The organism is Bradyrhizobium sp. ORS 86, from assembly GCF_045571475.1.
In the GTDB taxonomy this organism is placed as follows: domain Bacteria; phylum Pseudomonadota; class Alphaproteobacteria; order Rhizobiales; family Xanthobacteraceae; genus Bradyrhizobium.
Genome location: NZ_CP120699.1, coordinates 1,742,134 through 1,768,917 on the forward strand (window position 1 = coordinate 1,742,134; position 26,784 = coordinate 1,768,917).

Sequence of the window (26,784 nt, forward strand, 5' to 3'; positions counted from 1 at the left end):
CGGTCAGGCGATGGAGGAGGTCTGCGGCATCAGGATCGCGCGCGCGGCGGCAAGGTCGACGCTGTCGAATCCCTCGTCGAAACGGCGATAAACCGCCTCCACGAGCGCCTTGCCTTCGGCGGCGCGTCCCAGCTCGCCCAGCAGGCGAGCCAGATCGACCGAGGCACGCAACTCCCATGCCAGCGCTGCGTGGTCGCGCGCGATGGCGATTGCCTTGCGCAAGCAGGCTTCGCACTCGGCAATCCGCCGCTCCGGCAATGCGAGCAGCAACATGCCTTCCACGCGATAGAGCTCGGCTTCGGCCCATCGCTCGTCAGTTGCCTCGAGCAACTCCTTGCCCTGTGCCACGATCGATAAGCCTTTCTCAGGCTGGTTCGCGTCGAGATAGGTTTCCGCGATCACAGTCAGGACATAGCCCTGGTACTGGCGGGCACCCGTCGCCCACCACAGCTCGGCAGCGCGCAGCATCTCCGGCAACAATTCGTCCGGCGGCACCTGCCCGCGCCGCGCGGCGGCGAGGAAGAAGCTCGCGCCGTGCTCCATCAGGTCGAACGACAGACGCCGGGCCAGATGGATCCCTTGAGTGGCCGATTCGATGACGCCGGGGTGGTCGCGCGCCAGCACGCGAAGCAGCGCGCTGTAGATCAGCGCTTGGCAAATGCTGGGCAGGTGCTTCAGGCTCTCGGCATGAGACAGAGCCTCCTGTTGCGAGGCCTCCGCCTGAGCGGGCCGCCCGAGCAGCCAGAGCGTGGTCGAGCGGAACGAGGCCGCGACCTCCTTGTGATCCAATCCAAAGGAGGAAGCGAGCGGACCATGCGCCACGGGATCGTATAGCGACAGCGATTGCTCGAAGTGTTCGAGCGCGGCAGGTTGGTATCCGAGCTGAAACTGAACGCATCCGATGCTGCGCAGCCCGATCATGATGTAGTTGGTGTCGCCCTGCTGCCGCGCGAGGGTCAGCAGTTCCTCGGCGACCTCTCCCGCCCGAATCGTCTCGGAATGGACGAGGTGGTAGGCATAGAGGCCGGCGAGCGTCAGCAGCAATTGCGCCGGCTCGCCGACACTCTGGCTCAGCGTGTAGGCGCGGCTGATGGCCTCGCCGGTTTCCGGCGCGGAATAGCCCTTGGTGCCGCGCAGGGCTCCCGCGCGCTGCAATTGCACCTGCAACTCCAGCCGGTCGCGCTCGGTGCCGGGTGGCAGTGTCTCGATGACGCGCAGTCCGTCATTCAGATAGGCGAGGGCTTCGACGTTGGCCGAACGCGCCGCAGCGCGGCCGCCGGCGAGCCGATAATAATCGGCGGCGCGTGCCGGGTTGCCGCCGTGCTCGTGATGCATCGCCGCAATCTCGGGCTGGGTTTCGACGATCTGCGGAAACCGTGTCTCGAGGGTGCTGACGATGCTGCGATGCACGTCGCGGCGTCGTCCGCGGATCATGAGCTGATAGGCCGAGTCGCGCAGCAGAGCGTGTTTGAAAGTGTAGACGGCTTCGGGCGGATCACCGCTGCGGTGGATGATGTTGGCGGCGATCAGCTTGTCGAGTGCGTCCATGAGCGCCGCACCGCGCATGCTCGAGACTTCCTCGAGCAGACGGTGCGAAAATTCGCGGCCGATCGCCGCGCCGATCTGGGCGATATCCTTCACCGAATTGAGCCGGTCCAGCCGGGCCAACAGTGAGTCCTGGAGGGTCGACGGGATCGCGATCGGCGTTCGTCCCGAAACGAGCTGATAAGAGTCGCCGTCTTCGCGAAGCAGACCGGACTCCATCACGGTTTTTGTCAGCTCTTCGACAAACAGCGGCACGCCGTCGGTCTTGACGATGATCTCTTCCAGGATTTGCGCCGGCAGCGTTTTCCCCCCGGCCACGCCGTGAACGATGGCAGTCGTTTCGTCCTTTGGCAGCGGGCTGAGATTCAGGACGGACAGATTCGCCTGGTTTTCCCAGGGAGAGATGAATTCTGGGCGGGCGGTGACGACGATGAGCGCGCTCAAGGCCGGCACCTGTTCGAACAGGCGTCCCAGTACGATGAGCGACGTCGGGTCGATCCAATGCGCGTCTTCGAGCAGTGCAAGCGCAGGGACGCGCCGGGCTCTTGCTGTGAAGAGCACGACCAGTGCCGAGATCGTGCGTTCCTTCAGTTCCGCCGCTGTCAGATCGATCGGGGCGTAACGGTCAGCCGCGGGGATCGAGAGCGCCCCGCCAAGGATCGGTGCGTACTCGCGAGCGTCGAGCCCATGGTGCACAAGCATGTCTTCGATCTTGTCGAGCTTCACCGTCGGCGGTTCGTCGTCGACCAATCCCGCCGCGCGCCCGATTTCACTCAAGATCGGATAGAGCGCATTGTTTACATGATGCGGCGAGCATTGATAGCGGATTGCGACATGGGGCGATGCGGCGGCGTGTTCGGCGAGCGTGGCCACGATGCGCGACTTTCCGATTCCCGCTTCGCCCGAGACGAGGACCACATGCCCTTCACCGTTCTGCGAGCGTCGCCAGCGGTCCCGCAGCAGCGCCGTCTCCTGCTCGCGGTTGACCATGGGCGAAAGCCCCTGCGATCGGAACGCTTCGAAGCGGGTGCTGGTCTGGGCGTCGCGCAGCACCGACCAGACCGGGACCGGCGTTTCGAATCCTTTGAGCGCGTGAACGCCGAGTGGCGCCAGATCGAAAGTCCTGCCGATCAATCGCATGGTGGCTTCCGCGATCACCACGGTGCCCGGCGCCGCCAGTGTCTGCAGCCGCGCCGCCAGATTCGGCGTCTCGCCAACGACGTCCCGTTCCTGACCGGGACCGTGTCCGATGAGATCGCCGACCACGACAATGCCGGTGGCGATGCCGATCCGCACCGCGAGCTTGCGTCGCGCCGGCGTTTCCAGCTTTGCGACGGCGTCGACGATATCGAGGCCCGACCTGATTGCGCGCTCGGCTTCATCCTCATGCGCGCGCGGGAAGCCGAAATAGGCGAGGATGCCGTCGCCCATGAAACGTGCCACGAAGCCGTCGTAGCGGGCGATCGCCCCCGAGCACGCATCCTGATAAGCACGGATCACGTCGCGCATGTCTTCGGGATCGAGCCGCGCTGAAATCTCGGTCGATCCCACGAGATCGCAGAACATCACGGTCAATTGGCGGCGTTCGGCTTCATCCGGGCCCGGCTCGCCTGTCGGCACCGGCGCTCTGCGCAGGGCGGCGATCGCCCTCAATAGACGCTTGCGGTTGCCAAGCGATACGCCCAATTCGACAAGATCGGCGTCGGTGAGGTCAGGCAGAACGTCGAATCCGATTTCCGCTTCGCGAAACGCGGTCTCATATTGCTCAAGACCTAGGCCTCGCAGCCACTCGACAACGTCCATGACCACTTCCTGCCACCACACGCTAAGGTCTTCCAACATCTCGCGGAAGTCCAGTGGATAAGTGGTCCGGCGAGATCAACCGACTTGGGAATGCCCCTGCTGACGGTACAAAGGGGCCCAGGGGAGCCGCGGAAATACGGAGGCCTCCTGCGGCTGCGGATGCAGCAATCGCACCTCAGAATACCGTCGGTAATGACTCCGTCGCGCGCGTCGTCCGCTCGACAGCTTTCGTTGCGATGTTCAAGCGTGAGCTCGGTAAGGCGCCACGACAATATCTGTAGCGGGCCGGACCCGAAGGTCCTGCTGCGCAATTCGCGCTTGTGAGGAAGGCCGTGGTTGCGGGTATGGCGTCAAGCCAACGCCTTCAATCCCGCGTGATTTGTCGCCGGCTCGTTCGACAGCAGAAGCCCGGACTGCAGCAGGATTTCCGCTGTGGCATTGATGTCGGCCTGGATGGCGGCTTCGGCGGCCGCAGGGTCGCGCTTCCGGAGCGCGCCGAGGATCTCGTAGTGATAGGCGATCATGGGCCGTCCGCCAGAGACATAGACTGCCGCGATCAGCGGGCCCATCCGCAGCCACATGTTCTCGATCATGTCGTGCAGCACGGGCAGGCCGGCGATTTCGGCGATCTTGGAGTGAAACAGACGGTTGAGCTTGATGGCGGTGACAGTATCGCCCTTGGTCCGCGCCTCCTCGTTCTCCTCGAGGATGCGCGTCAGCATCACCTCCGAGGTGCGGTCGATGCGCGAGGCGGCGAGCTGGGCGGCGAGGCCTTCCAAGCGTAGCCGGATCAGCCGCACCTCCTGCAACTGATCGACGCGCATCCGCGGGACGCGGATGTCCTTCAGCCCGCGCATTTCAAGCGCCCGTTCCTTGACGAGACGGAGCAGGGCGTCGCGCACCGGCGTGACGCTGACGCCAAGCTGATCGGCGAGGGCCCGGATCCGGACCTTGTCGTCCGGCTGGAGCTGCCCCTCGATCAGGGCAAGGGCAATCTGCGAGTACACGGTCTCGTACAGGCTGCTGCGGTCGACCTGTAAAAACATGTCCTTCACAAGGGGTTCCCTATCTCGCGACGTATCAGCCCGGTCACGATTCAACGTCCCAAGCTATATCAGCCCGCCTGTTTCGTAACCAGCATGCTGATGTTTGATGCATCAAAATGATCTTGACGCATCATGCATCAAATGAATACGAAGGAACCGCCGGAGATCACACGTTCAAAACCCGCGCACGAACTGGGGAGAAGGAACAGGGGCATGGTTGAGCGACAGCCGATCAGGGCGGCATTGGCCGCGTTTCTCGGGACCGCCATCGAGTGGTACGACTTCTACATTTATGGAACGGCCGCCGCGCTGGTGTTCGGCGACGTGTTCTTCGCCACCAAAGATCCCTTCATGGGCGTTCTGGCTTCGCTGGCGACGTTTGCCGTCGGCTTCGTGGCGCGGCCGTTCGGCGCGCTGATCTTCGGGCATCTCGGTGACAAGGTCGGCCGCAAGAAGAGCCTGATCATCACGCTGGCCGTAATGGGCATCGCGACCACGCTGATCGGTATCCTGCCGAGCTTCCATTCCATCGGCATCATGGCCGCGGTCATGCTCGTGCTGCTGCGTTTGGTTCAGGGCGTCGCCGTCGGCGGCGAATGGGGTGGCGCGGTGCTGATTGCCACCGAGCACGCACCGGCAAAATGGCGGACGTTCCTGGCGTCCGCGCCGCAATACGGCAGCCCAATCGGTCTCATCCTGGCGACGCTCGCGTTTCGCGCGGTGTCCGCGCTGCCCCAACAGGACTTTCAGTCCTGGGGCTGGCGCATTCCGTTCATCCTCAGCGGCGTGCTTGTGATCGTGGCCTTCATCATCCGTGCCGGCGTCAATGAAAGCCCCGAGATGCTCGCGCAACTCAACAAGGCGCCGTCCCACGACGTCGTTCCGGTCCGCGAGGTGCTGAAGACCAGGAAGAGAGCGGTGGTGCTCGGCATCGGCCTGAGCCTGCTCGGCATCGCCGGGTTCTATTTCATCACCACGCTGATGATCAGCTACACGACGACCTATCTGAACATCCAGCGCAGCCAGATCCTCGATATCATCTCCTGGGTCGGCATCGTCGAACTCGCTTCATTCCCGGTCGGTTCGTATATTGCCACGAGGATCGGCGAGCGACGCCTGCTGTTGCTGACGACCGGCGCGGCCTGTCTCTGGTCGGCTCCGATGATGATGCTGGTGGTGTCGGGCAGTGTTGCGAATATTGCGATCGGCATCCTGGTTGCGACCTTTCTGATTGGCGCCTACTACGCGGTGATCGCCTCTTATTTGCCGCGGGCATTTCCGGTGCGCATGCGCTACACCGGCATTTCGCTGAGCTTCCAGCTCTGCGGTGCGATCTTCGGTGGCACCACGCCGCTGGTCGGTGTCTGGCTGGCGCACGCCTATGGCGTCCAGTGGGGGCCGCTGGCCGCGCTGTTCGCGCTCATTGCCGCCGGGGCATTCCTGTCGATCTGGTTCCTGCCGGTCGAGGATGAAGCCGCCGCCACGAAGGTCGCGCTCGGCCGGGCGGATCGTTCCGTCTACGCCGTCAACGGCTAGACTGGACTCTCAGGCAGCATTCGCGGCAGCCTGTCGTGGCTGCCGCGCGAGCGCATGTCACAGCCTAATGATTGTATGTCGGAATGCCGGAATGAATGACGTGGCGATCCAGAGCGAATCTCGCGCTTCGGCCGGCGACGTGCTGTCGTCGCACTGGACGCTGCTGCCGCTCGCCGAGGTGGAGGCCCTGGTCGCGCGGATCTACGGCCTGTCCGGTTCGGTGACCCGGTTGTCGAGCGAGCGTGACGAAACCTTCAAATTCGTCGCCGCGACGGATGATGCCTACGTGCTCAAGATCGCCAACCCCGTCGAAGATCCGGCGTCGCTGGCGTTTCAGGACGGCGCGCTGATGCATCTGGAGGCGACGGCCCCGGATGTCCCGGTGCCGCGGCTGATTCCCACCCTGCAGGGCGTGTGCGGCCACGATCTGCCGGTGGCAGGCGGTGCGATCCGGAAGGTGCGCCTGCTCAGCTATCTTGATGGCGACCTGCTCTACCGTTTGCCGGCATCGAGCGCCCGCAACCACGATCTTGGTCGTGTATTGGCGGTGCTCGGTCGGGGGCTCGCCGGCTTCCAGGGGCGTCCGCCCGCCGGCAAGCTGCTCTGGGACATCAGCCACACCCTCGATCTTGCCGACCTCGTCGGCCATGTCGGCGGGGAACGGCAACCATTCGTGCGCGGCGTGCTCGATGCATTTGCGCGAGAGATTCCACCGGTGGCGGGCTCGCTGCCGCATCAGATCATCCACAACGACTTCAATCCCTACAACATCCTGGTCGATGCGACATCGCCGCTGGAGATCGCGGGAATCATCGATTTCGGCGACATGGTGTTTGCGCCGCGCGTCAATGATCTCGCAGTGGCACTGGCCTATCACCTGGCGACCGACGATTGGCAGGACCTCGCGGGCGCGATCCTGCGCGGCTACAGCACTGTGACGCGGCTCGAGGCTGATGAGGTCCACGTGCTTCCGGTCCTGATCAAGGCACGGGTGGCGATGTCGATCATCATCTCGGAATGGCGGGCCGCGAGCCGGCCCGACAACAAGGATTACATCCTGCGAAATCATCACGCTGCCTGGCAGGGCCTGCAGCGTCTGTCCGGATTGTCCGCGTCCGATCTCGAGCGGTTCGTCTCATCCAATTGCGAGGGTTAAGCACATGGCCATGGTCAACGCCTTCACTCCCGAGGACTTCGCCCGGCTCAATCCGGAAGAGCAGCGTCTGATCGAGCGGCGGCAGCGCGTGCTCGGCACCGCCTACCGGCTGTTCTATGAGAGACCGCTGCACATCGTGAAGGGTGAGGGCGTCTGGCTCTACGATGCGAGCGGCAATAAATATCTCGACGCCTACAATAACGTCGCTTCGATGGGGCACTGCCATCCACGTGTGGTCGAGGCGATCACCCGGCAGACCGGCATCCTCAATACCCACACGCGCTATCTGCACGAATCCATCATCTCCTATGCCGAGGCGCTGACGGCGACGTTCCCTACCGCGCTGAGCCAGGTGATGTTCGCCTGCACGGGCAGCGAGGCCAATGATCTCGCGGTGCGCATTGCCCGCCACGTCACCGGCGGCACCGGCATCATCGTGACGAGCCTTGCCTATCACGGCCTGACCAGCGCCGTTGCCGAATTCTCGCCGTCGCTTGGCGAGTTCGTGCATCTCGGCGGCCATGTCAGGACCGTGCCGGCGCCCGATTCCTACCGTACGGCGCCGGGCGACATGGCGGAGCGCTTCGGGCGCGACGTGCGCGCCGCGATCGCCGATCTCGAGCGGCATGGCATCAAGCCGGCGCTTTTGATCGTCGATACGATCTTCTCCAGCGACGGCGTGGTGGCCGAGCCCAAGGGCTTCCTGAAGCCCGCGGTCGACGCCATCCACGCGGCCGGCGGTCTCTTCATCGCCGACGAAGTGCAGCCCGGCTTCGGCCGCACCGGCGATGCGATGTGGGGCTTCCTGCGCCACGGCGTTGCGCCCGACATGGTCACGATCGGCAAGCCGATGGGCAACGGCTATCCGATGTCCGGCGTCGTCGTTCGGCCGGAGGTCGTGGCCGAGTTCGGTGAGCAGGCACGCTATTTCAACACCTTCGGCGGCAATCCCGTAGCGGCCGCGGCCGGCATGGCCGTGCTCGACATCATCAGGGATGAAGGGTTGCAGGCGAACGCCGCCGATGTCGGTGCCTATATGCGCCAGGGACTGCGGCAACTCGGCCGCGACTTCCCGCAGATCGGCGACGTGCGCGGCGCCGGCCTGTTCATCGGCGTCGAGATCGTCACTGATCCCTCGGCGAAAACGCCGGATGCGGCGACAACGGCGCGGTTGGTCAACGGCCTGCGGGAGCGCCGCGTTCTGATCAGCGCCTCAGGGCCGAATGCCAACGTGCTCAAGGTCCGTCCGCCGCTGGTGTTCTCGCGCGACAACGCGGACACCCTAATCGCGGCGCTGCGCGACGTGCTGGCTTCACTGTAGTGACAAGAGTCGAGAGGAAATTTCTCCCGTGAGTGCGAAACACGACCCCGCCCGGACCACGCAAATTGTTGCCGCGGTCGATGCCCTGTTCGACGAGCAGGTGCAGTTCCTGCAGCAGCTCGTCCGCATTCCCTCGCAGCGCGGCGAGGAAGCGGCCGCCCAGGACGTCATGGCGGATGCGATGGCCGGGCTCGGACTTGCGATCGACAAGTGGGTGATCGACGCCGACAGCATGCGCGATCACCCAGGTTTCTCGCCGGTCTCGATCTCCTACGACAAGTCGTGGAACGTGGTCGGCACCCACCGCCCGAAAGCCGCCACCGGCCGTTCGCTGATCCTCAACGGCCACATCGACGTGGTGCCGACCGGCGTTGCGACCTCATGGACCTACGGTCCCTATGAGCCCGTGATCAAGGACGGCTGGATGTATGGCCGTGGCGCCGGCGACATGAAGTCGGGGCTCACGGCCAACCTGTTCGCGCTGAAGGCGCTGCAACGCCTCGGGCTGCAACCCGCCGCCACGGTACACGTGCAGTCCGTGGTCGAGGAGGAGTGCACCGGCAACGGCGCGCTCGCCTGCGTCGTGCGCGGCTATACGGCCGATGCCGCCTTCATCCCGGAGCCACTGGAGCCGAAGCTGTTGCGCGGACAGATTGGCCCGATCTGGATCCGGGTCGAGGTCGCCGGCGCGCCGGGCCATGCCTCCGGCGACTTCGGCAAGGGAGCCGGCGCGATCAACAATGCCATCGAGCTGATCCAGGCGCTCGGTGAGCTCGAGACGCGCTGGAATGCGCGGAAGGACGACTATCCGCCATTCCAGAACCATCCCCATCCGATCAACTTCAACGTCGGCCGCATCGAAGGCGGTGAGTGGACATCGAGCGCGCCATCGGCCTGCGCCTTCGAGGTGCGGGTCGCGGTGTATCCCGGCCAGTCCCCGGCGAACGCCTGCGCCGAGTTCGAGCAGTTCATCGCCGATGTGTCGGCGCGCAATCCATTCCTCGCGACGCACCCGCCGCGGATTTCCTATCCCGGCTTCATGGCGGAGGGCTATCATCTGGTCGATGCCGAGCAGCAGGAGGCCGTGCTGCGCCGCTGCCATGCCGAGGTCTGGGGCGCCGAGCTCAAGGAGCACGCCTTCGCGGCCACCACCGATGCGCGCTTCTTCGGACTCTATGCGGATTGTCCGACGCTGGTCTACGGGCCCTACTGCCGCAATCCTCATGCGTTCGACGAATGCGTCGATCTGGAATCGCTGCGCAAGGTGACGAAAACGTTGGCGCTGTTCATCGCCGATTGGTGTGGCCTCGAGGCGATGGACAGCGAGGCCCGCCGGTAGGGCGTCACGCTCACCGGCCGGCGGCGTTCGGGGGCCGTCGGCCGTCGGCGTCCCGGCAACCTGATGCGCACAATCGCGGCGGAATGTGTTGACGTCGCCCAGCGGGAGCACGACATAGTCGGTACCGCCGGATCCGGGTCACCGCTCAGGAGCAGGGTATGAATGCGCCGCCAAATATCGATTCCGCCCCCAGGGATTCAGACAGCGACGTTGTGCACTGGCTGACCAATGAGACGCGCGAGGAGCGCTTCGTCGACAATATCTTCGCCGAGTTGTGTGTCCGGCTGCAGCGCGCGGGAATTCCGATCAAGCGGGCGTCCCTCCATCTCCTGATCCAGCACCCCCAATGGCTCGGCGCCCGGATCCTGTGGGTCCACGGGATACGGGAGGCCACGATTACGCGGGTCGATTACGACGTCAGGCAGCGACCCGAATATATCGGCAGCCCGGTTGCGGAGATCCAGGACGGCGCCAGCGAGATCCGGGAGAATCTCGAACGCGATCCGGCGCTCGGCCGCAAGCATGGCGTCTATGACGAGTTGCGCTCGAAGGGCCTGACCGATTATGTGGCGTGGCCGATGCACCATACGCTCGGAAAGCGGCATGCGGTGGCGTTCTCAACAGACCGGCCCGGCGGCTTCGACGACGCGCATATTGCGGGCCTGTTGCGCGTGATGCCGATCCTGTCGATGGTCAGCGAAATCCGCATGAAGAACCGGATGGCCCGCACGCTGCTCGAAACCTATGTCGGCTCGCATGCGGGCGAGCTCATCCTGGCCGGCGCCACAAGGCGCGGAAGCGGGACCACGGTGCGTGCCGCGATCATGATCTGCGACCTGCGTGATTTCACCCGGATCTCCGACAGTTGGCCGCGGGACGACGTCATCGGTCTGCTGAATGACTATTTCGACGCGATGTCGGAGCCAATCGCGCGACACGGCGGCGAGATCCTGAAATTCATGGGCGACGGTCTGCTTGCCATCTTTCCGCTCAGCGAGCCGTCGGCCTGTGCAAACCTGCTGCATGCCGTGACCGAGGCGCGTCAGGCCATGGCCGCCCTGAACGCGAAGAGCCGTGAGGCCGGTGGCGCGCCGCTGAACTTCGGCATCGGCGTCCACGTCGGAGACGTCATGTACGGCAATATCGGTTCGCGGACGCGGCTCGACTTCACCGTCATCGGCCCCGCGGTCAACATGGCTTCGCGCCTCGAGACCCTCACCAAGCAGGTGGGACGAACGGTGCTGCTGTCCCGCGCATTTGCCGACCTGGTGGCAAGCGATTTCGAGCTCGAACGCGTCGGCGAATTTCCGGTGCGCGGCTTCAGTGACCCGATCGAGCTGTTTGCATATTAGCGGTGAATCTCGACCAGATGACGGCAAAGGACCGTCCGCTATTTCTACGATTCTGACTTCTCTGTCAGAAACTAACTCACTCATGATCGCGAACATCGCGCGTCATTCTCCGAAAAATTTAGGAACTGCTGGAGATCAACTGCATTCAAGCGTTCGGCGCAGCCGACCGGCTTTGCGCCTTGGCGAACGCAAACGAAGAGGAGTTGATGATGAGAAGACTCGCAATCATCGCAGCAGGCGTATCATTGCTTGCGGGCACGTGCCCCAGCCAGGCCTCCGACCACCTGTTCACGGCGGTAGGTGCTGGCGGCCTGACGACGACCTCCAGCAACCCGTTCGTCAAAACCAATGGACGGTCGGCCGACACCGTGCCCGGTCAGGGAAGCCCGCTGTCCGGTGCAGATCACACAACCCCGGCGGTCGAAATGGGGTCGTTGCTCACGCACCACTTCACGCAGCCCAACACGAATGCCAATCCCGGCAACGGCACCCTGAAGACCCCTCCGCCGGTGACGGCAGGAAAGGTGGCACCCTCAGCCAACAGTCCGCATACAGCGGTCATCATACCCTGATCCGGCCGACAGCGATCGCTTCGGACCGCATCCCGCGGCGGCGCGCGTACGTCTCGGTTCTCTGAGCCGTCTCGCGCCGCCCGTGAAGCAGAACGAAAGGCGGCCACGCCTGTTCTCAAAAATGGAGCACCGCATCAGCTAGCGCGGCGAGATCACCATTCGCACGGACAAACAGCCGAAATTGTCTCGAAGCCTTCTGGCGCGTGTCGCACTGGGAGCGTTGGCGATTGCCGTCACCTATCCGCTGTGGGCCCCTGACAATTCGAGCTCCGCGATCGGGGATAATCGCGACGATCTGCGCTATGTCAGCATCGCGCGCGACAACGTCGTTCAGAATGTCACCGCCTCGGGAACGCTCGAGGCGGTCGACACGGTCGAGGTCAGCTCGCAGCTCTCGGGGCAGGTCGCCAAACTGATGGCTGACCACAATTCCCGCGTCCGGACCGGCGAGCCGCTCGCCGCGCTCGACGCCGCGACATTTGAAGTCCAGGTCAGGGAAGCGGAAGCCGCGCTTGCGATCGCGCTGGCCCAGCACGAGGAGGCCAAGGCCGCCGTCGAGGGCGCGCAGGCGCGCCACGAGGATGCCCTGCGCGATCTTCAGATCAAGAGCACGCTGAGCAGGAACGGCAGCGTTTCGCAGCGCGATGCCGAGCGCGCACAGATAGCGGCCCGCTCGCGTGCCGCGGAAGCATCCGCCGCCAAGGCAGGCGAGCAGATGCGGGCGGCCGGAGTCATGGCGGCGCGCGCCGCACTCGAACGGGCCCGGCTCGATCTGGAACGCAGCACCATCAAGTCTCCGATCGACGGGATCGTGATTCGACGCAGCGTGGAGCTTGGCCAAACCGTGGCTGCAAGCCTGCAGGCGCCGACATTGTTCACCATCGCGCGCGATCTTTCTGACATGCGCGTGAGTGCATCCGTCAGCGAGGCCGACATTGGCGCCGTGCAAACCGGGCAGCGCGCCTTATTCAGCGTCGACTCTTATCCCGGCCGCGCGTTCGAAGGCCGCGTCCTCGAGATCCGAAAGGCGGCACAGATGGTGCAAAACGTGGTGACCTATACCGTGATGATTTCGGCGCCCAACCCCGATGGCTTGTTGCTTCCGGGGATGACGGCTGACGTCCGCGTCATGGTTCAGGAGCAACAGGACGTGATGGTCGTTCCCAATGCCGCGCTGAGTTTTCGGCCGACCCGTGACCGTCCGGACAATCACGCCCCCGGGGAGGGGCTGATCTGGATCCGCGCCAAATCGGGCCATCTCGAGCCCACCGTCGTATCACTGGGCGCTACCGGAGATTCGCTGACCCAGATCATGTCGCCGGATCTCAAGGTCGGCGAGCGGGTCGCCGTCGGTTACCGGAGTAAACCCTGACAATGGGAGCCGCCCGGCCGGTTAGCGTATGAGCCTGCTCGTCACACTCGATCACGTCCACAAGCTGCATCGGCTCGGCGACCAAACCGTTCGCGCGTTATCGGATGTCTGTCTGGAGATCGATCGCGGAGATTTCGTCGCCGTCGTGGGGCCGTCCGGATCGGGGAAATCGACGCTGCTCTCGATCCTGGGTTGCCTCGACCAACCCACGCGCGGGCATTATCTTCTGCACGGCGAAAATGTGTTTGCGCAGTCGAAAAGCCGCCTGAGCGAGCTGCGAAACCGGCGCATCGGCATCGTGTTTCAAAATTTCAATTTGCTGCCGCGCCTGACCGCGCTCGAGAATGTCACGTTGCCGCTGTTCTATCGACGCGAACCGCTGCAAAATCCGGATGCGACGGCGCGTGCCGTTCTCGAACGGGTCGGTCTCGGCGCCCGGATCCACCATATGCCGGCCCAGCTCTCGGGAGGCGAGCAGCAGCGGGTTGCGATCGCACGGGCGATCGTCAACGGTCCCGACCTTCTCCTCGCCGATGAGCCGACCGGGGCACTCGACACAAGCACGCGTGATGCCATTCTCGCGCTCCTCCGCGAGCTGCAGCGCGCCGCGCTCACCGTCGTGCTCGTGACCCACGATCTCGAGGTCGCGGCATGCGCGCGGCGCGCGATCAGGCTTCGGGACGGAGCCGTCGTTGGCGACTCCCGACGTTGCGACAGTGCGTGAATATTGACAGGCGTGGGCCGCCAATGCGATCGCTCAGCTATGTTCATCTGGCGTTTCGGTCGGTGCGTGCGCACATCCTGCGCTCCATTCTCGCCGTGACCGGCATTGTCATCGGAGTTGCTGCTGTCGTGATTGTGGTCGCGGTGGCGGAAGGGGCACGTGCCGAAATCTCCGAGCAGATAAATTCGCTTGGCTCGAATCTGTTGCTGGTGAAGCCTGGCGCGCAGCTCGCACACGGCGTGCGGCAACAGGCGGGGACTATCCTCTCGCTCACGAGCGCCGATGCGCTGGCGATCGCCCGCGAGGTGCCCGACATTGTCATCGCTGCACCATTTGTCGGTGAGCAAAAGACGACAGTATCGGGCGACTTGAATTGGTCGACTCTGGTTGCGGGCGTGACGCCGGATTTCTTCGAAGCGCGAGGTTGGAGACTCGCGGAGGGTCAACTCCTCAACGATGATCACGTTACATCGGCTGCAAAGGTCGCGGTGATCGGCCGCACCGTCGCGCGCGAACTGTTCAAGGGCAGGGACCCGCTTGGCCATTTCCTGCGCATTGAACGCGCCTCTTACCTCGTGATCGGACTGCTTGCCGAGAAAGGCCAGGACTTCACAGGCCGAGACCAGGACGACGTCATGTTCATTCCGTTGTCATCCGCGAAAATCTTCACGATCGGGCGCAGCCAGGCCAACCCGGATGCGGTGCATACGATTCTCGTGAAGACCGAATCCGCTGAGGCGATGCAGTCAGCAGAATCGGCGATTGCCCGGGTGCTGCGGCAGCGTCATAAGATCGTGGGGCGCAAGTCCGACGATTTCAGCATTCAGAACCTTATCCAGGTCGCCCAGACGCACGACCGGGCCTATCGACAATTCACCTTGCTGGTGTCCACGCTTGCGGGAATCTCCCTTCTGGTTGGCGGCATCGGCGTGATGAACATCATGCTCGTATCGGTCACCGAACGGATCAATGAGATTGGAATTCGGTTGGCCTTTGGCGCCCGGCCACAAGACATCCGCTGGCAGTTTCTATTGGAAGCGGTGCTGCTGTGCACGATCGGCGGCTTGTTGGGGCTCCTTGCCGGCTATGCATGCGCTCGTGTCATCCCCTCGGCGCTCGGCTGGCCGATCGAGGTCAACGAACGGATGGCGCTGATCGCGATCGCCTGCTCGAGCGTCATCGGCATTGGCTTCGGTCTTCTGCCCGCCGAGCGGGCCGCGCGGTTGGATCCGGCAACGCTGCTCAGGTCGGGATAGGAGGAAAACCGGGTCAGGCAACTCAAGCCGCGGTCACCAGCCAACGAATAGTCAGCGATTAAAAGGTCTCGGTGATCTTGCTCAGGCGAGGGGGACGATCCGGGTCAAATCCACTTGCGCGCGCCGTCTGCTCGATCATCCGGTAGGCCGGAACCAGCATCGTGATCGGGTCGGTGGCGGGCTCGTCCTCGGGCAGCCACGGCAGCGAGCCGTGCGGTCCGCCGCAGAGATGCAGCGTGATCTTTTGCTCTCGCAATTCTTCCGCCAGTGCATCTACCGTTGCGGCCGTTTCATCCATGAGGCGCATCATGACAACCGGCGTGCGCGACGATAGCGCGGCACGCGGCCCATGCTGCAACTCGGCGGCACTCAGACCAACGGAAGGCAGACGCAGGATTTCCGAAAGCTTGAGCGCGATCTCCCGCGCCGATCCCAGGCCCAGGCCCCTCGCCGCCACAAACACAGCCGACGCCCTGGCGAGATCATCGGCGATCACGGACCAGTCGAGTGCCAGCGCGCCGTGCAGGCGCTCGGGCAGCTTGTCGAGAGCTGACCGCAGCGCATGATCTTCCGCCAGTTCGGCAACAAGTCCGACGCAGGCTGCCATCGAGCCGATCACGGTCTTGGTTGCCGCTACGGAGTGCTCCTGGCCGGCTTCGATCGGAATGACGAACTCGGCTTCGTCAGCTACCGGCGACGACGTCGCGTTGACGATGGCGATGGTGCGGGCGCCCGCGATGCGCGCCGACCTGGTGGCCGCGACAAGATCAGGGCTGCGCCCGGATTGCGAGATCACGACGAACAGCGCGTGGCGCAGCATCAACGGCGTGCGGAATGCCGTGATCACAGAGGGAGCGCTGGCTGAAACCGGAAGGCGAAGGCGTGTCTCGACAAGGTATCTCAAGAAGACCCCGGCATGCCCGGAGCTTCCCCGGCCGCACACGACGCACAGGGGGACAGAGCCGATTCCAGTTCGCCGTGCGATGTCGCGCGTGGCGGCGCGGTTACGGACAATTCTGGCGACAACATCCGCGCTTTCTCCGATTTCGTTTGCCATCGCGGATGTCGTCACGACTTGACTGCTCCGCTTGGCCTGCGCTCCGCCGTTACCTTGGGATGTCGATCGCCCTTGGCGAGTTCGGCAAACACGCGCCGAAGGTTGCCGTCACAGCTTTTCAGAACCGCGTCGGCATCATCCCTGTCGACACCCAACGCCAGAAGGACTGCCGTCTTGATGTCTCCCTCGGCCTGTTCAAGCGAGCGTGCCGCGTGCTGCGGATCGCAGTGCGCGATTTGCGCCACCATCGCCTCGGCACGCCGCTTCAGCTTGGCATTGGTCGGCGGCATGTTGACCATCATGCCGCGATACACCCGGCCGAGGCGCAGCATGATCCCTGAGGAGATCAGGTTGAGCACAACCTTCTGGGCGGTGCCCGCCTTCATCCGCGTGGAGCCGGCGATCAGCTCGCGGCCGGTCTCGATCAAGATCGGAAAATTTGCCGATGCCAGTAGCGTGGTGCCGGGATTGTTGGCGATACCGATCGTCACCGCGCCGAAAGAGCCGGCCTGCTGTAGTGCCGCGACCGTGAATGGTGTGGTGCCGCTGGCGGCAACGGCGATCACCACGTCGTGCGGCGTAAGCCGCGCGGCATTGATTTGGGTAACCGCAGCATCGACATCGTCCTCCGCCCCCTCGATGCTGGTGACGAACGCGCTGTCTCCGCCGGCGACGATGAAGCGGACGCGCTCGCGGGGCCAGGCGAAGGTCGGCATCAACTCGGCGCCGTCCTGCACCGCCACGCGGCCGGAGGTGCCGGCCCCGACATACACGATGCGTCCGCGGTCGCCCAGCGCGGCCTTGGCCGCGTCGGCGGCCGCAGTAATCGCGGGAAGGGCATGGCCGATCGCGGCGACGGCCGCAAGCTGGCCCTCCCACATGGCTTCCATCGCTGACGCCAGTGGCCATGCATCAAGGTCGGCAAAACGGGGGTCAACTTCCTCGGTAGCCATATAGTTGATCCATGCGCTATCAAACGCTGAACTTTGAAGCTTGTTCATGGTCAGTTTTTCCCTGGGGCAGGTCAATCCGCCCTCGCGCAACCAGTAACGCGCCCGCCGCTGCGTCGGCGTCGGGACCCTTCAGGCGGCCGCGTAGGTCGGGTGTCAGCCAGGGTGCAATGGCATCGGCGAGCCCGCCCACCAGCGAAAGCCGGTCGATTCCTCTCGCCAGGAACAGATCGAGCAGATCGCCAATGGCATCGGCCGCGCGTTCGACAATGCGACGGCCGACCGGGTCACCCTGATTGGCGTGCCGCATCACGATCGGGGCGAACGCAGCGTAGTCTGTGGCCCTGGCTTCCTCCGACCAGGCCACCGCCTGGTACGGATCATGATCGAATGCGCCCAGCACCTCCGCAAGCAAGGGGGTCAGCTCGCTGCGGCGATCCGCGGCCCGCAGCGCCAGTCGAACAACCTGCAGGCCGATATCGGCACCGCTGCCCTCGTCCGACACGGGAAAGCCGTAACCGGCAAGACGGATTTCGCGGCCGTCGATCAGGCCGACGCCCACTGAGCCCGTGCCGGCCACCACGATGGCCCCGTTCGCGCCGCTATGGGCGCCGAGACAGGCCGCTAAGCCGTCGCTGATAAAGATAACGGACGCAAAGGGATGGGCAATATTTTTGAGTGCCGCTTCCGCGCCGCGGCGGCCAAGCCCGGCGAGGCCAATTCCGGCGTGCATTTGCGCAAAATCCTCGCGCGCCAGCCCCGCCTGTGCGGCGGCCGCTTCGGTTGCCTCCATGATGGAGCGCCAGGCCTTTTCGACGCCAATCCGCGTCGTGGCAGGTCCCGAGCTTGCTTCGCCGAGCAGCCTGCCCTTGTCATCTTCAATCCGGGCGCGGCAGCGGGTTCCGCCCCCGTCAATTCCGAGATACGTGGTACCCTTCGTTGCCATCGGATGTTAACGCGAGGACTTCGGTCCGGGTCCCCCAACGCCTAGATGGGGGAATATTTGAGGTTACGGCACTCGTCTCACGGGTCTGTGACTGCCACTCTCGGATGAATGCTGATGGGCGACTGCTCCTCTTCCGACGTTCTTACGATTGCTGCGCCGCAAATTTTTGACGGTATCGCCATGCGCGGGCCGGGGTCGGTCAGGATTCTGAATGGTCGGATCGAAAGCATTGCATTCGGGGGGGCACAGCCGCGCGCGCCAATCGAGCTTCCTTCAGGTGCGATCCTTGCACCCGGCTTCATCGACATTCAGGTGAATGGAGGCGGGGGCGTTCTTCTCAACGAGCAGCCGACGGAGGCCGGCGTTCGGTGCATCGTCGCGGCGCACCGCAAGGCGGGGACCACGGGCTGCTTGCCAACCCTCATCACGGATCGAAGCGAGGTCATCGAGCGATTGGCTGCAGCAGCTCAGGCGTGCCTTGGAATTCCCGGCGTGCTCGGCTTTCATTTGGAAGGTCCGGCCCTCAACAGGGCTCGCAAGGGAATTCATCCCGAAGCCGAGATACGTGTGCCCGATCGGCGGGATCTTGCCGCCATCAAAAGCTTTGGAGGGTGCGGCCGGTCCGTTGTGACCTTGGCCCCGGAATGCGTACCCGCGGCCATGATCGACGAATTGATCGGCGTGGGATTGCGTATCGCAGCCGGCCACAGCGACGCCACCGCGGCCGAGATCAGGCTGGCGGTCGATCGCGGCGTCTCGGGGGTGACGCATCTGTTCAATGCCATGTCGCAGTTGCATGCCCGCGAGCCGGGCTTCGTGGGCGCCGCGCTCGGGGATGACCGGCTGTTTGCGGGGATCATCTGCGACGGCATCCATGTTGACCCTGCCTGCTTGCGTGTTGCCTTCCGCTGCAAGGGGCGCGACCGATTGATGCTGGTTACCGATGCCATGCCATTGGCGGGCACGAGCGATCGGCAATTCATGCTGCACGGAAGGCAGATCACGTTGCATGAAAATCGCCTGACCGGACCCGATGGCACACTCGCGGGCGCGCACCTCACCATGATCGAGGCGGTGCGCAACGCCGTTGCAATGCTCGGAATCTCCCTCGTCGATGCCCTCATCATGGCCTCTCGGACGCCCGCGGCATTTCTCGGCCTTGACTCCGAGCTTGGACGGATCGCGCCCGGCTACCGCGCGGACCTTGTCGCTTTCAATCCGAACTTCGAAGTCGTCGACACATGGATAGGCAGTGTCGGTTCGATGGGCGAGGCGAGCGAGGGTTAGATGGGTAGCCATCCCATCATCGTGCAGAAATATGGCGGTGTCTGTCTCGAAACGCCGGCAAGAATTCGCGCGGTGGCGAGCAGCCTCGCCGAGCTACATGGCCGTGGTTATCGGGTCGTGGCGATCGTCTCTGCCATGGGCACGACCACCGACCAACTGATCCAGATGGCTTATAAGGTGAGCCCTGCTCCCAATCGCCGTGAACTCGACATGCTGCTGACCACCGGCGAGCGGATCAGCATGTCCCTGATGAGCATGGCGCTTTCCGATCTCGGCGTGCCCGCGATCAGCTTTACCGGCAGCCAAGCCGGCGTGATGACCGATGACTCGCATTCCTCGGCACGCATTCTGGATGTGCGGCCCATTCGGGTGCGTGAGGAGCTTGATCGTGGGCGCGTTGTGGTGCTGGCAGGATTTCAGGGCGTGAACCCGGCGACGAGGGAAATCACCACGCTCGGCCGGGGCGGCAGCGACACCACGGCCGTTGCGATGGCCGCGGCGCTCAAAGCCGAGCGCTGTGAAATCATCAAAGAGGTCGACGGCATTTGCTCGGCCGATCCGCGCATAGTGCCGGATGCGATCCCGCTGCGGCAAGTGGACTTCGCATCCCTGTCCGAGATGTGCTTCTGGGGCGCAAAGATCCTGCATTTCCGCAGCGTCGAGCTGGCGCAAACTCAGGATGTGCCACTGGTTCTCAAGCAGTGGGGTGGCATTGAACACAGCACCGAAGTGATGAAAGAGGTTGCGGACATGGAAAACGGGAAGGTTCTCGCCGTCAACTCGATGGCTCGGGTCGAGCATGTGGAGATCGATTGCAGCGATCTCAATCACGGCTTTGAGAAATTCGCGCAGCATCTCAAGCAAAACAGCCTGTCGTGGCCGCAGCTCCTCGCCTCACGCTTCGCCATGGGAAAGACCAGCATGACCGTGGCCTCGGATTCAGAGTGGCTCGACGCGCTGTTGCGCACGCTGGAGGACGTCAAGGATTTGCGTAAGCAGCGCGAGGCTTCAAGCTCGGTGAGCCTCACTTGCGTCGGCGCCGTTTCGTCGGAATTGCCGTTCAGGGCATTGCAGGTTCTCGGACATCACGGGATTGTCCCCGACAGGTACGTGTTGTCGCCGCATTCGATCAGCCTGTTTGTCCCCGTGGAGAGCCGGGAGGCCGCCGTCAGGGCGCTGCATACGCTTGTCCAGCAGGCATAGCGTCGAGAAGTGTGGGATTGCTTCCGTTTACGCTCTGCTCTCCAATATTGCGGTGACGGACAAACAGACCTTCCATCAGCGCTTCCACTTCGCTCAGGTAGTGTTGGATACGCTTCGCCCTTCGGTCGTGCGTGGCCTTCCCAGCCATCGCTCGTTGCACCGATCCGCCTTCACCCTGCGGGCTTCGCCGCGATAGCTTTCGCACCGCGCTTGGCGTTTGTGGCACGCGCCTGCCAAGTCGAAGCTCGCTCACAATCGCTTTGTTGAACGTTCAGTAAAGTAGTTTGCTAAACATCGTAACGACACTAACCGTCTAAATCTTCTGTTATTCAGATAGACCGAATTGCTTCGGTCGAAGCAAACTCCTGCGCGCGCGAACGTCGCAAATATTTCGCCGGGGCGCGAGAAACCCGCTTGACGCCGAAAAAAATTTAGTAATACGTTTAGTGATATAGAAAAGCTAAACATCGCGCATCGAGCCGATGTGTAGGAGGAGCCCAAGCCATTCCGGAGCCGTCTCCGGAAGCGGTCCATATCGTCCTTCACTCATCGCTCCTCAACTCGGTTTCAGGGTCTTGGCGTCGTTCCGGCAGGGCGCGCCGAGCGGGTTAGATGCTTCAACGAGAGAGGAAACGGATATGCGGACATTCAATTGGTTGAAAAGCTCGGCGGCCACCACGGTTCTAGGGGCGGCGCTGCTGGGCGTATTCGGCGGAGGCGAAGCTGCGGCCCAGGGCAAGCAGCTCACGCTGTGCTGGGCGGCATGGGATCCGGCCAACGCGCTGGTCGAGCTTGGCAAGGACTTCACCAAGCAATCCGGCATCGAGATGAAATACGAGTTCGTCCCCTGGACCAGCTATGCGGATCGCTTTCTCAACGAGCTCAACTCCCACGGCAAGCTCTGCGACCTGATCATCGGCGACAGCCAGTGGATCGGCGGCGCCGCCGAGAACAAGTGGTACGTCAAGCTCAACGACTTCTTCGCCAGGGAGAAGATCTCGATGGACGACTTCGTCCCGGCGACGGTGGTCGGTTATTCGCAGTGGCCGAAGAATTCGACGAACTATTGGGCGCTGCCGGCAATGGCTGACGCGGTCGGCTGGACCTATCGCAAGGACTGGTTCTCGCGGCCAGAGATCCAGTCGGCGTTCAAGGCCAAGTACGGCCGCGATCTGGCGCCGCCGAAGACCTACGACGAGTTGAAGCAGATCGCGGAGTTCTTCCAGGGCCGCGAGATCGACGGCAAGAAAGTCTATGGCGCCTACATCTTCACCGAGCGCGGCTCCGAAGGCATCACCATGGGCGTGACCAACGTGCTCTACAACTACGGCTTCAGCTACGACAACCCGAAGAAGCCGTATCAGATGCAGGGCGTCGTCAACTCGGCCGAGGCGACCAAAGGGCTCGAGTTCTACAAGGAGCTCTACAAGTGTTGCACTGCGCCCGGCATGACCAACGCCTACATGCAGGAGGGGCTCGACGCCTTCAAGTCCGGACAGGTGGCGATGCAGATGAATTGGTTCGCCTTCTTCCCCGGCCTCTACAAGGATCCGAATGTCGGGGGCGACAAGATCGGCTTCTTCGTCAACCCGGCTGGCCCGAGCGGGCATTTCACCCAGCTCGGCGGGCAGGGCATCTCGGTGGTCGCGACCTCCGACCACAAGGATGACGCGCTCGCTTACATCAAATGGTTCGCGCAGCCCGCCGTGCAGCAGCGCTGGTGGCAACTCGGCGGCTACTCTGCCTTGAAGGCCGTGGTCGACGCGCCGGACTTCCCGAAGAGCGCGGCATTCGCGCCGCAATTCCTGGAGTCGATGGCTATCGTCAAGGACTTCTGGGCCGAGCCGTCCTACGCGCAGTTGCTGCTCGACATGCAGAAGCGCGTGCATGACTACGTCGTCGCCGACAAGGGCACGGCGCAGCAGGCCCTCGATCTGCTGGTCAAGGACTGGACCAAGGTCTTCAAGGAGCAGGGCAAGCAGGTCGCATCACAATAGACGAGCCGTATCGACCGAACCGGGTTTCCCCGAGCGGAGTGTCTCGGGGAAACCGTCCCAGCCCGCAGATGGACAAGATGACCACGATCTCTCAACCTGATGATGCCACGGTCGCCGGCATGGGCGAGCCTGCGAGGTCTCGGACCACGCGCCGCGTGCGCGGCCTGTCGGACCGCGCCATCGCCTGGCTGTTCGTGGCACCGACGATCGCGCTCTTGCTGGCGATCAACATCTTCCCGCTGGTGTGGATGATCCGGCTGTCCTTCACCAGTCTCAATCTCAGCATGTCCTATCTGCCGCTGCGCTTCGTCGGCCTCGACAATTTCACCGATATTCTCGGCGACGAAGACGTCTGGCTCCGATTGCAGACTACGGCGCAGTTCGTGATCTGGTCGGTCACGTTTGAGGTGATCATCGGATTCGGCCTCGCGCTGCTGATCAATCGCCAGTTCCGTGGCCACAGCTTCTGGACCACCATCCTCTTGTTGCCGATGATGCTGTCGCCGGCGGTGGTCGGCAACTTCTGGACCCTGCTGCTGCAGCCGCAGATCGGGCCGTTCAATTATCTGATCAGCCTGTTCACAGGCGTGCCGCCGAGCGCGTTCAGCATGACCGGTCAGGTCTCGCTTGCACCCTGGACCATCGTGCTGGTCGACACCTGGATGTGGGCCCCCTACGTCATGCTGATCTGCCTGGCCGGGCTTCGTTCCATTCCCGATTACCTCTATGAGGCGGCCGAAGTCGATCGCGCCTCAGCCTGGCGGCAGTTCTGGTCGATCACGCTGCCGATGACGGTCCCGTTCCTGATGCTGGCGGTGCTGTTCCGGGCGATCGAGAACTTCAAGATGTTCGACATGGTCAACCTGCTGACCTCCGGCGGACCGGGGTCGACGACGGAGCTCGTCTCGATCACGCTGAAGCGCGCCGCCTTCGAGAAATGGCGCACTGGCTATTCGTCCGCGCTCGCCATCATCCTGTTCGTCACCGTGTTCGGTGCCGCCAACATCTACGTCAAAGCGCTCAACAAGGTGAAGCAACGATGACCGTCGCCACATCCACCGCGCATTCCATCGTCGAGGCATCGCCCCGTTCGAAGGCCGTGGCCGGCGGCCTCGTCATCCTCTACGCCGTGATCACGATCCTGCCGCTGCTCTGGATCGTCGCCACCGCGTTCAAGTCGCAGAGCGACGCCATCGCCTATCCGCCCAAGGTGATCTTCGAGCCGACGCTGGAAGGCTATGTCAACCTGTTCACCGTACGCACCCGCCAGACGCCGGATTTCATCGCCAAGCTGCCGCCGCCGGAGACCTGGTATGACAAGCTCGTGCGCCAGCGCGACATGGTGATCGCAGGACCGTCCAAGGTCGTGCCGCGCTTCGTCAACTCGCTGATCATCGGCTTCGGCTCGACGTTCCTCGCGGTCTTCCTCGGCACGCTCGCGGCCTACGCCTTCTCGCGTTTCCGCATTCCCTTGGCGGACGATCTCCTGTTCTTCATCCTGTCGACGCGGATGATGCCGCCGGTTGCGGTCGCGATCCCGATCTATCTGATGTATCGGCAGCTCAATCTGACCGACACCAGGCTCGGCATGATCCTGCTTTACACCGCCGTGAACGTCTCGCTCGCGGTCTGGCTGCTCAAGGGGTTCATCGACGAGATTCCGCGCGAGTATGAGGAAGCTGCCCTGGTCGACGGCTACACGCGGCTGCAGGCGCTGCGCAAGGTGGTGTTGCCGCAGGCGGTCACGGGGATTGCCGCCACCGCGATCTTTTGCCTGATCTTCTCGTGGAACGAATACGCCTTCGCGGTTCTGCTGACCAGCGGCGAGGCGCAGACCATGCCGCCCTTCATTCCCTTCATTATCGGTGAGGGCGGACAGGACTGGCCGGCGGTTGCCGCCGCGACCACGCTGTTCGTCGTGCCGATCGTCCTGTTCACCGTGCTGCTCCGCAAGCATCTGCTGCGCGGCATCACCTTCGGAGCTGTGCGCAAATGAGCGGTTCTGCTGTTGCCAAAAGCGGAATGTCCCGCTGGTTCCGTCGCGGGCCCTGGGAGACCGCGACAATGACCCTGATCGGAGGCGGCATCATCATGCTGGTGCAGCCGCTCTCCATGGATCTCTACAGCTATTCCTTCGTGACGATCCTCGCCGGCACGGTCGGCTATGTCATCGTCAGCCATTTTCCGGAGTAGAGGGTGACATGGCACAAATCCGCGTCGAAAACCTGCGCAAGTCGTTCGATCAGTTCACGGCCGTGCACGGCTCGAACTTCACGATCGATGACGGCGCCTTCTTTGCCATGCTTGGCCCGTCCGGCTGCGGCAAGACCACCACGCTACGCATGATTGCGGGTCTCGAGCTGCCGACCGAGGGCAGGATTCTGCTCGATGGCGAGGACGTGACGTTCCGCCGTGCCGCCGCCCGCGACATCGCTTTCGTGTTCCAGTTGTTCGCGCTCTATCCGCATATGAACGTCGCGGAGAACATCGCGTTTCCCCTGAAGTGTCAGGGTATGGCGAAGCCAGAGATCTCCACGCGGGTGCAGGAGACGGCGCGATTGCTGCGGATAGAGCATCTGCTGTCGAGCAAGACATCGAAGCTCTCGGGCGGCGACCGCCAGCGGGTTGCGCTCGGCCGCGCCATGGTGCGACGGCCGAAGGCGTTTCTGATGGACGAGCCGCTCGGCGCGCTCGATGCCGAGTTTCGCCATCTGATGTGCAGCGAACTCCGCGATTTGCACGAGCGGATCGGCGCCACCACGGTCTATGTCACGCACGACCAGCTCGAGGCGATGTCGATGGCTGATCAAATCGCCGTCATGAACAAGGGATGTGTCGAGCAGATCGGTTCACCGCAGGAGATCTACGACCGGCCTGCGAGCATGTTCGTCGCCGACTTCATCGGCTCGCCGTCGATGAACTTCCTGCGCTTCGAAGGTGGCCTCAAGTCCGGCGATCGGACCATCGCCTTCCACGATGCGCACGTTGCGGTGCCGGAAATTCGTCAGGATTGCGCGCCCGCGCCACTGGCGCTCGGGGTTCGCCCGGAGCACATCCGCTTCAGCGACGCGGCGGCCGTCCGTGGCGAGGTGTTCGGTGCAGAGTATCTCGGCACCACGCAGATCGTCACCGTCGATACCGCCCACGGCCGTGTCGCCGCGCGGCTGCCTGCCAGCGTGTCGGTGCGGATCGGCGAGACGGTTGGGCTCGCGTTCAGCTTGGACAGGCTGGTGCTGTTCGACGTCGGTAGCGGTCTTGCGATCCCGATCGCCGATGACGGGAGTGTGCATCATGGCTGATGTCGCCTTACGCAACATCACCAAGCGCTTCGGCGCGGTGGAGGCTGTGCGCGACCTCTCGCTGACGGTAAACGACGGCGAGTTCCTGGTGTTGCTCGGATCGAGCGGCGCGGGCAAGACCACGACGCTGCGGCTGATCACGGGGCTGGAGAGACCGGACGGCGGCTCGATCATGATCGACGGGCGCGACGTCACCCGTGACCCGCCCGGGTCGCGCGATATCGCGTTCGTCTTCCAGCAATATTCGCTCTACCCGCACTTGACGGTCTATGACAATCTGGCGTTTCCGCTGCGCTCGCCCGCGAGGCGCGTGCCGGAGCCCGTCATTCGCAAGCGCATCGAGCAGACTGCGGAGCTGCTGCATATCACAAGCAAGCTGAACAACCGCGCAACCCGGCTCTCCGGTGGCGAGATGCAGCGCGTCGCGATCGGCCGTGCGCTGGTGCGCGATCCCTCGATCTATCTGATGGACGAACCGCTGTCGTCGCTGGACGCCAAGCTTCGCTCCGAGCTTCGTCTTGAGCTCAAGCGGATCCAGCTCGATCTCGGCGCCACCATTCTCTACGTGACCCACGATCAGGTCGAGGCCATGACCATGGCGTCCCGAATCGGTGTGATCAGGGATGGCCAGTTGCTTCAGTGCGGCACGCCGCGGGAGATTTATGAAAGCCCCTCGTCGAGCTATGTCGCCTCGCGTCTCGGCACGCCTCAAATCAACTTCCTGCCCGCCCGCCTCCTGTCCGACGTCCCGATCCCGCCCGGAACCGAGACGGTCGGCATCCGCACCGAGCACCTGCGGATCAGCGCGCGCAATGGCGGGCAGATGGTTGGTCGCGTGCACAGGGTCGAGCACCTCGGCGAGCAGAATCATGTCCATCTGGACTATAAGGGTGAGACATTGGTGACGCTTGCGGATCCGCATCAGCCGCTGCAGGCCGGTCAGGAGGTCGAATTGCATCTGATGCACCCGCTCTGCTTCGATTCTGCAGGGCAGCGCGTTCTTGCACCGGCCCATTGAGAGGA

Annotated in this window: 21 protein-coding genes and 2 pseudogenes; 17 read left to right on the forward strand and 6 right to left on the reverse strand. The window is 63.6% G+C overall.

The features are described from left to right. Positions 1–3: 3 nt before the first annotated feature. The 3 genes and pseudogenes from P6U25_RS08015 to P6U25_RS08025 all read right to left on the reverse strand — a co-directional run bounded on the left by P6U25_RS08015 (position 4) and on the right by P6U25_RS08025 (position 4,394). Complete coding sequence (locus tag P6U25_RS08015) at positions 4–2,598, reverse strand: ATP-binding protein (protein WP_407152458.1); 2,595 nt, start codon at positions 2,596–2,598, stop codon at positions 4–6. 87 nt (positions 2,599–2,685) lie between these two features. Continuing rightward, positions 2,686–3,387 (reverse strand): annotated as a pseudogene (locus P6U25_RS08020) (adenylate/guanylate cyclase domain-containing protein); the annotation flags it as partial. A 311-nt stretch (positions 3,388–3,698) separates the two neighbouring features. Then, positions 3,699–4,394, reverse strand: coding sequence for a GntR family transcriptional regulator (locus P6U25_RS08025; protein WP_407152459.1), 696 nt, complete (start codon positions 4,392–4,394; stop codon positions 3,699–3,701). Positions 4,395–4,607: 213 nt separating this feature from the next. Between P6U25_RS08025 and P6U25_RS08030 the strand changes: the two are divergent. The 9 genes and pseudogenes from P6U25_RS08030 to P6U25_RS08070 form a co-directional block, all read left to right on the forward strand. Next, a pseudogene (locus P6U25_RS08030) lies at positions 4,608–5,669 on the forward strand (MFS transporter); the annotation flags it as partial. A 352-nt stretch (positions 5,670–6,021) separates the two neighbouring features. Further along, a complete protein-coding gene (locus P6U25_RS08035) occupies positions 6,022–7,086 on the forward strand; it encodes a phosphotransferase (protein ID WP_407150961.1) in 1,065 nt (354 codons plus the stop codon). Positions 7,087–7,090: 4 nt separating this feature from the next. Beyond that, positions 7,091–8,407, forward strand: coding sequence for an aspartate aminotransferase family protein (locus P6U25_RS08040; protein WP_407150962.1), 1,317 nt, complete (start codon positions 7,091–7,093; stop codon positions 8,405–8,407). Positions 8,408–8,435: 28 nt separating this feature from the next. Then, positions 8,436–9,746, forward strand: a complete 1,311-nt coding sequence (locus tag P6U25_RS08045) for an ArgE/DapE family deacylase (protein WP_407150963.1) — start codon at positions 8,436–8,438, stop codon at positions 9,744–9,746. A 158-nt stretch (positions 9,747–9,904) separates the two neighbouring features. After that, positions 9,905–11,098 carry an adenylate/guanylate cyclase domain-containing protein gene (locus P6U25_RS08050; RefSeq protein ID WP_407150964.1) on the forward strand — a complete coding sequence of 398 codons (1,194 nt, stop codon included), beginning with the start codon at positions 9,905–9,907 and terminating at the stop codon, positions 11,096–11,098. 209 nt (positions 11,099–11,307) lie between these two features. After that, a complete protein-coding gene (locus P6U25_RS08055) occupies positions 11,308–11,670 on the forward strand; it encodes a hypothetical protein (protein WP_407150965.1) in 363 nt (120 codons plus the stop codon). Positions 11,671–11,890: 220 nt separating this feature from the next. After that, complete coding sequence (locus P6U25_RS08060; protein WP_407152460.1) at positions 11,891–13,042, forward strand: efflux RND transporter periplasmic adaptor subunit; 1,152 nt, start codon at positions 11,891–11,893, stop codon at positions 13,040–13,042. A gap of 28 nt (positions 13,043–13,070) precedes the next feature. Continuing rightward, a complete protein-coding gene (locus tag P6U25_RS08065) occupies positions 13,071–13,766 on the forward strand; it encodes an ABC transporter ATP-binding protein (RefSeq protein ID WP_407150966.1) in 696 nt (231 codons plus the stop codon). 23 nt (positions 13,767–13,789) lie between these two features. Next, positions 13,790–15,022 (forward strand): ABC transporter permease, encoded by a 1,233-nt coding sequence (locus P6U25_RS08070; RefSeq protein ID WP_407150967.1) that lies wholly within the window; start codon positions 13,790–13,792, stop codon positions 15,020–15,022. A gap of 58 nt (positions 15,023–15,080) precedes the next feature. On the opposite strand, the gene P6U25_RS08075 is transcribed toward P6U25_RS08070, so the two are convergent. From P6U25_RS08075 to P6U25_RS08085, 3 genes are read right to left on the reverse strand one after another with little or no spacing between them, the layout of a single operon-like run. Beyond that, the gene (locus tag P6U25_RS08075) at positions 15,081–16,079 is read right to left on the reverse strand and encodes an SIS domain-containing protein (protein WP_407152461.1); all 999 of its coding nucleotides are present in this window, start codon (positions 16,077–16,079) and stop codon (positions 15,081–15,083) included. A gap of 11 nt (positions 16,080–16,090) precedes the next feature. Further along, entirely contained in the window at positions 16,091–17,032 is a 942-nt protein-coding gene (locus tag P6U25_RS08080; RefSeq protein ID WP_407150968.1) for an N-acetylmuramic acid 6-phosphate etherase, read from the reverse strand. A gap of 19 nt (positions 17,033–17,051) precedes the next feature. Beyond that, complete coding sequence (locus P6U25_RS08085) at positions 17,052–17,975, reverse strand: BadF/BadG/BcrA/BcrD ATPase family protein (protein WP_407150969.1); 924 nt, start codon at positions 17,973–17,975, stop codon at positions 17,052–17,054. A gap of 114 nt (positions 17,976–18,089) precedes the next feature. On the opposite strand from P6U25_RS08085, the gene nagA reads away from it, so the two are divergent. From nagA to P6U25_RS08125, 8 genes are all read left to right on the forward strand, one after another. Then, on the forward strand, positions 18,090–19,262 hold the full coding sequence (gene nagA / locus P6U25_RS08090; RefSeq protein WP_407150970.1) for an N-acetylglucosamine-6-phosphate deacetylase: 1,173 nt from the start codon (positions 18,090–18,092) through the stop codon (positions 19,260–19,262). Further along, entirely contained in the window at positions 19,263–20,465 is a 1,203-nt protein-coding gene (locus P6U25_RS08095) for an aspartate kinase (RefSeq protein WP_407150971.1), read from the forward strand. It abuts the gene before it with no gap. 638 nt (positions 20,466–21,103) lie between these two features. Then, positions 21,104–22,462, forward strand: coding sequence for an ABC transporter substrate-binding protein (locus P6U25_RS08100; protein WP_407150972.1), 1,359 nt, complete (start codon positions 21,104–21,106; stop codon positions 22,460–22,462). Between the two features lie 68 nt (positions 22,463–22,530). Continuing rightward, entirely contained in the window at positions 22,531–23,505 is a 975-nt protein-coding gene (locus tag P6U25_RS08105) for a carbohydrate ABC transporter permease (RefSeq protein ID WP_407150973.1), read from the forward strand. Then, a complete protein-coding gene (locus tag P6U25_RS08110; RefSeq protein WP_407150974.1) occupies positions 23,502–24,458 on the forward strand; it encodes a carbohydrate ABC transporter permease in 957 nt (318 codons plus the stop codon). Before P6U25_RS08105 ends, P6U25_RS08110 begins: the two co-directional genes overlap by 4 nt. 68 nt (positions 24,459–24,526) lie before the next feature. Then, complete coding sequence (locus P6U25_RS08115; RefSeq protein ID WP_407150975.1) at positions 24,527–24,655, forward strand: hypothetical protein; 129 nt, start codon at positions 24,527–24,529, stop codon at positions 24,653–24,655. 8 nt (positions 24,656–24,663) lie between these two features. Then, positions 24,664–25,761, forward strand: a complete 1,098-nt coding sequence (locus tag P6U25_RS08120; RefSeq protein WP_407150976.1) for an ABC transporter ATP-binding protein — start codon at positions 24,664–24,666, stop codon at positions 25,759–25,761. After that, complete coding sequence (locus P6U25_RS08125) at positions 25,754–26,779, forward strand: ABC transporter ATP-binding protein (protein ID WP_407150977.1); 1,026 nt, start codon at positions 25,754–25,756, stop codon at positions 26,777–26,779. Before P6U25_RS08120 ends, P6U25_RS08125 begins: the two co-directional genes overlap by 8 nt. Positions 26,780–26,784 lie beyond the last annotated feature (5 nt).

Bases quoted from the DNA above. Each gene is read 5' to 3' on its own strand.
- nagA (WP_407150970.1), top strand. From the start codon at position 18,090: ATGGGCGACTGCTCCTCTTCCGACGTTCTTACGATTGCTGCGCCGCAA.
- P6U25_RS08035 (WP_407150961.1), top strand. From the start codon at position 6,022: ATGAATGACGTGGCGATCCAGAGCGAATCTCGCGCTTCGGCCGGCGAC.
- P6U25_RS08040 (WP_407150962.1), top strand. From the start codon at position 7,091: ATGGCCATGGTCAACGCCTTCACTCCCGAGGACTTCGCCCGGCTCAAT.
- P6U25_RS08120 (WP_407150976.1), top strand. From the start codon at position 24,664: ATGGCACAAATCCGCGTCGAAAACCTGCGCAAGTCGTTCGATCAGTTC.
- P6U25_RS08075 (WP_407152461.1), bottom strand. From the start codon at position 16,079: ATGGCAAACGAAATCGGAGAAAGCGCGGATGTTGTCGCCAGAATTGTC.
- P6U25_RS08025 (WP_407152459.1), bottom strand. From the start codon at position 4,394: ATGTTTTTACAGGTCGACCGCAGCAGCCTGTACGAGACCGTGTACTCG.
- P6U25_RS08100 (WP_407150972.1), top strand. From the start codon at position 21,104: ATGCGGACATTCAATTGGTTGAAAAGCTCGGCGGCCACCACGGTTCTA.
- P6U25_RS08050 (WP_407150964.1), top strand. From the start codon at position 9,905: ATGAATGCGCCGCCAAATATCGATTCCGCCCCCAGGGATTCAGACAGC.
- P6U25_RS08095 (WP_407150971.1), top strand. From the start codon at position 19,263: ATGGGTAGCCATCCCATCATCGTGCAGAAATATGGCGGTGTCTGTCTC.
- P6U25_RS08105 (WP_407150973.1), top strand. From the start codon at position 22,531: ATGGACAAGATGACCACGATCTCTCAACCTGATGATGCCACGGTCGCC.
- P6U25_RS08070 (WP_407150967.1), top strand. From the start codon at position 13,790: ATGCGATCGCTCAGCTATGTTCATCTGGCGTTTCGGTCGGTGCGTGCG.
- P6U25_RS08115 (WP_407150975.1), top strand. From the start codon at position 24,527: ATGACCCTGATCGGAGGCGGCATCATCATGCTGGTGCAGCCGCTCTCC.
- P6U25_RS08125 (WP_407150977.1), top strand. From the start codon at position 25,754: ATGGCTGATGTCGCCTTACGCAACATCACCAAGCGCTTCGGCGCGGTG.
- P6U25_RS08085 (WP_407150969.1), bottom strand. From the start codon at position 17,975: ATGGCAACGAAGGGTACCACGTATCTCGGAATTGACGGGGGCGGAACC.
- P6U25_RS08065 (WP_407150966.1), top strand. From the start codon at position 13,071: ATGAGCCTGCTCGTCACACTCGATCACGTCCACAAGCTGCATCGGCTC.
- P6U25_RS08055 (WP_407150965.1), top strand. From the start codon at position 11,308: ATGAGAAGACTCGCAATCATCGCAGCAGGCGTATCATTGCTTGCGGGC.
- P6U25_RS08110 (WP_407150974.1), top strand. From the start codon at position 23,502: ATGACCGTCGCCACATCCACCGCGCATTCCATCGTCGAGGCATCGCCC.
- P6U25_RS08080 (WP_407150968.1), bottom strand. From the start codon at position 17,032: ATGGCTACCGAGGAAGTTGACCCCCGTTTTGCCGACCTTGATGCATGG.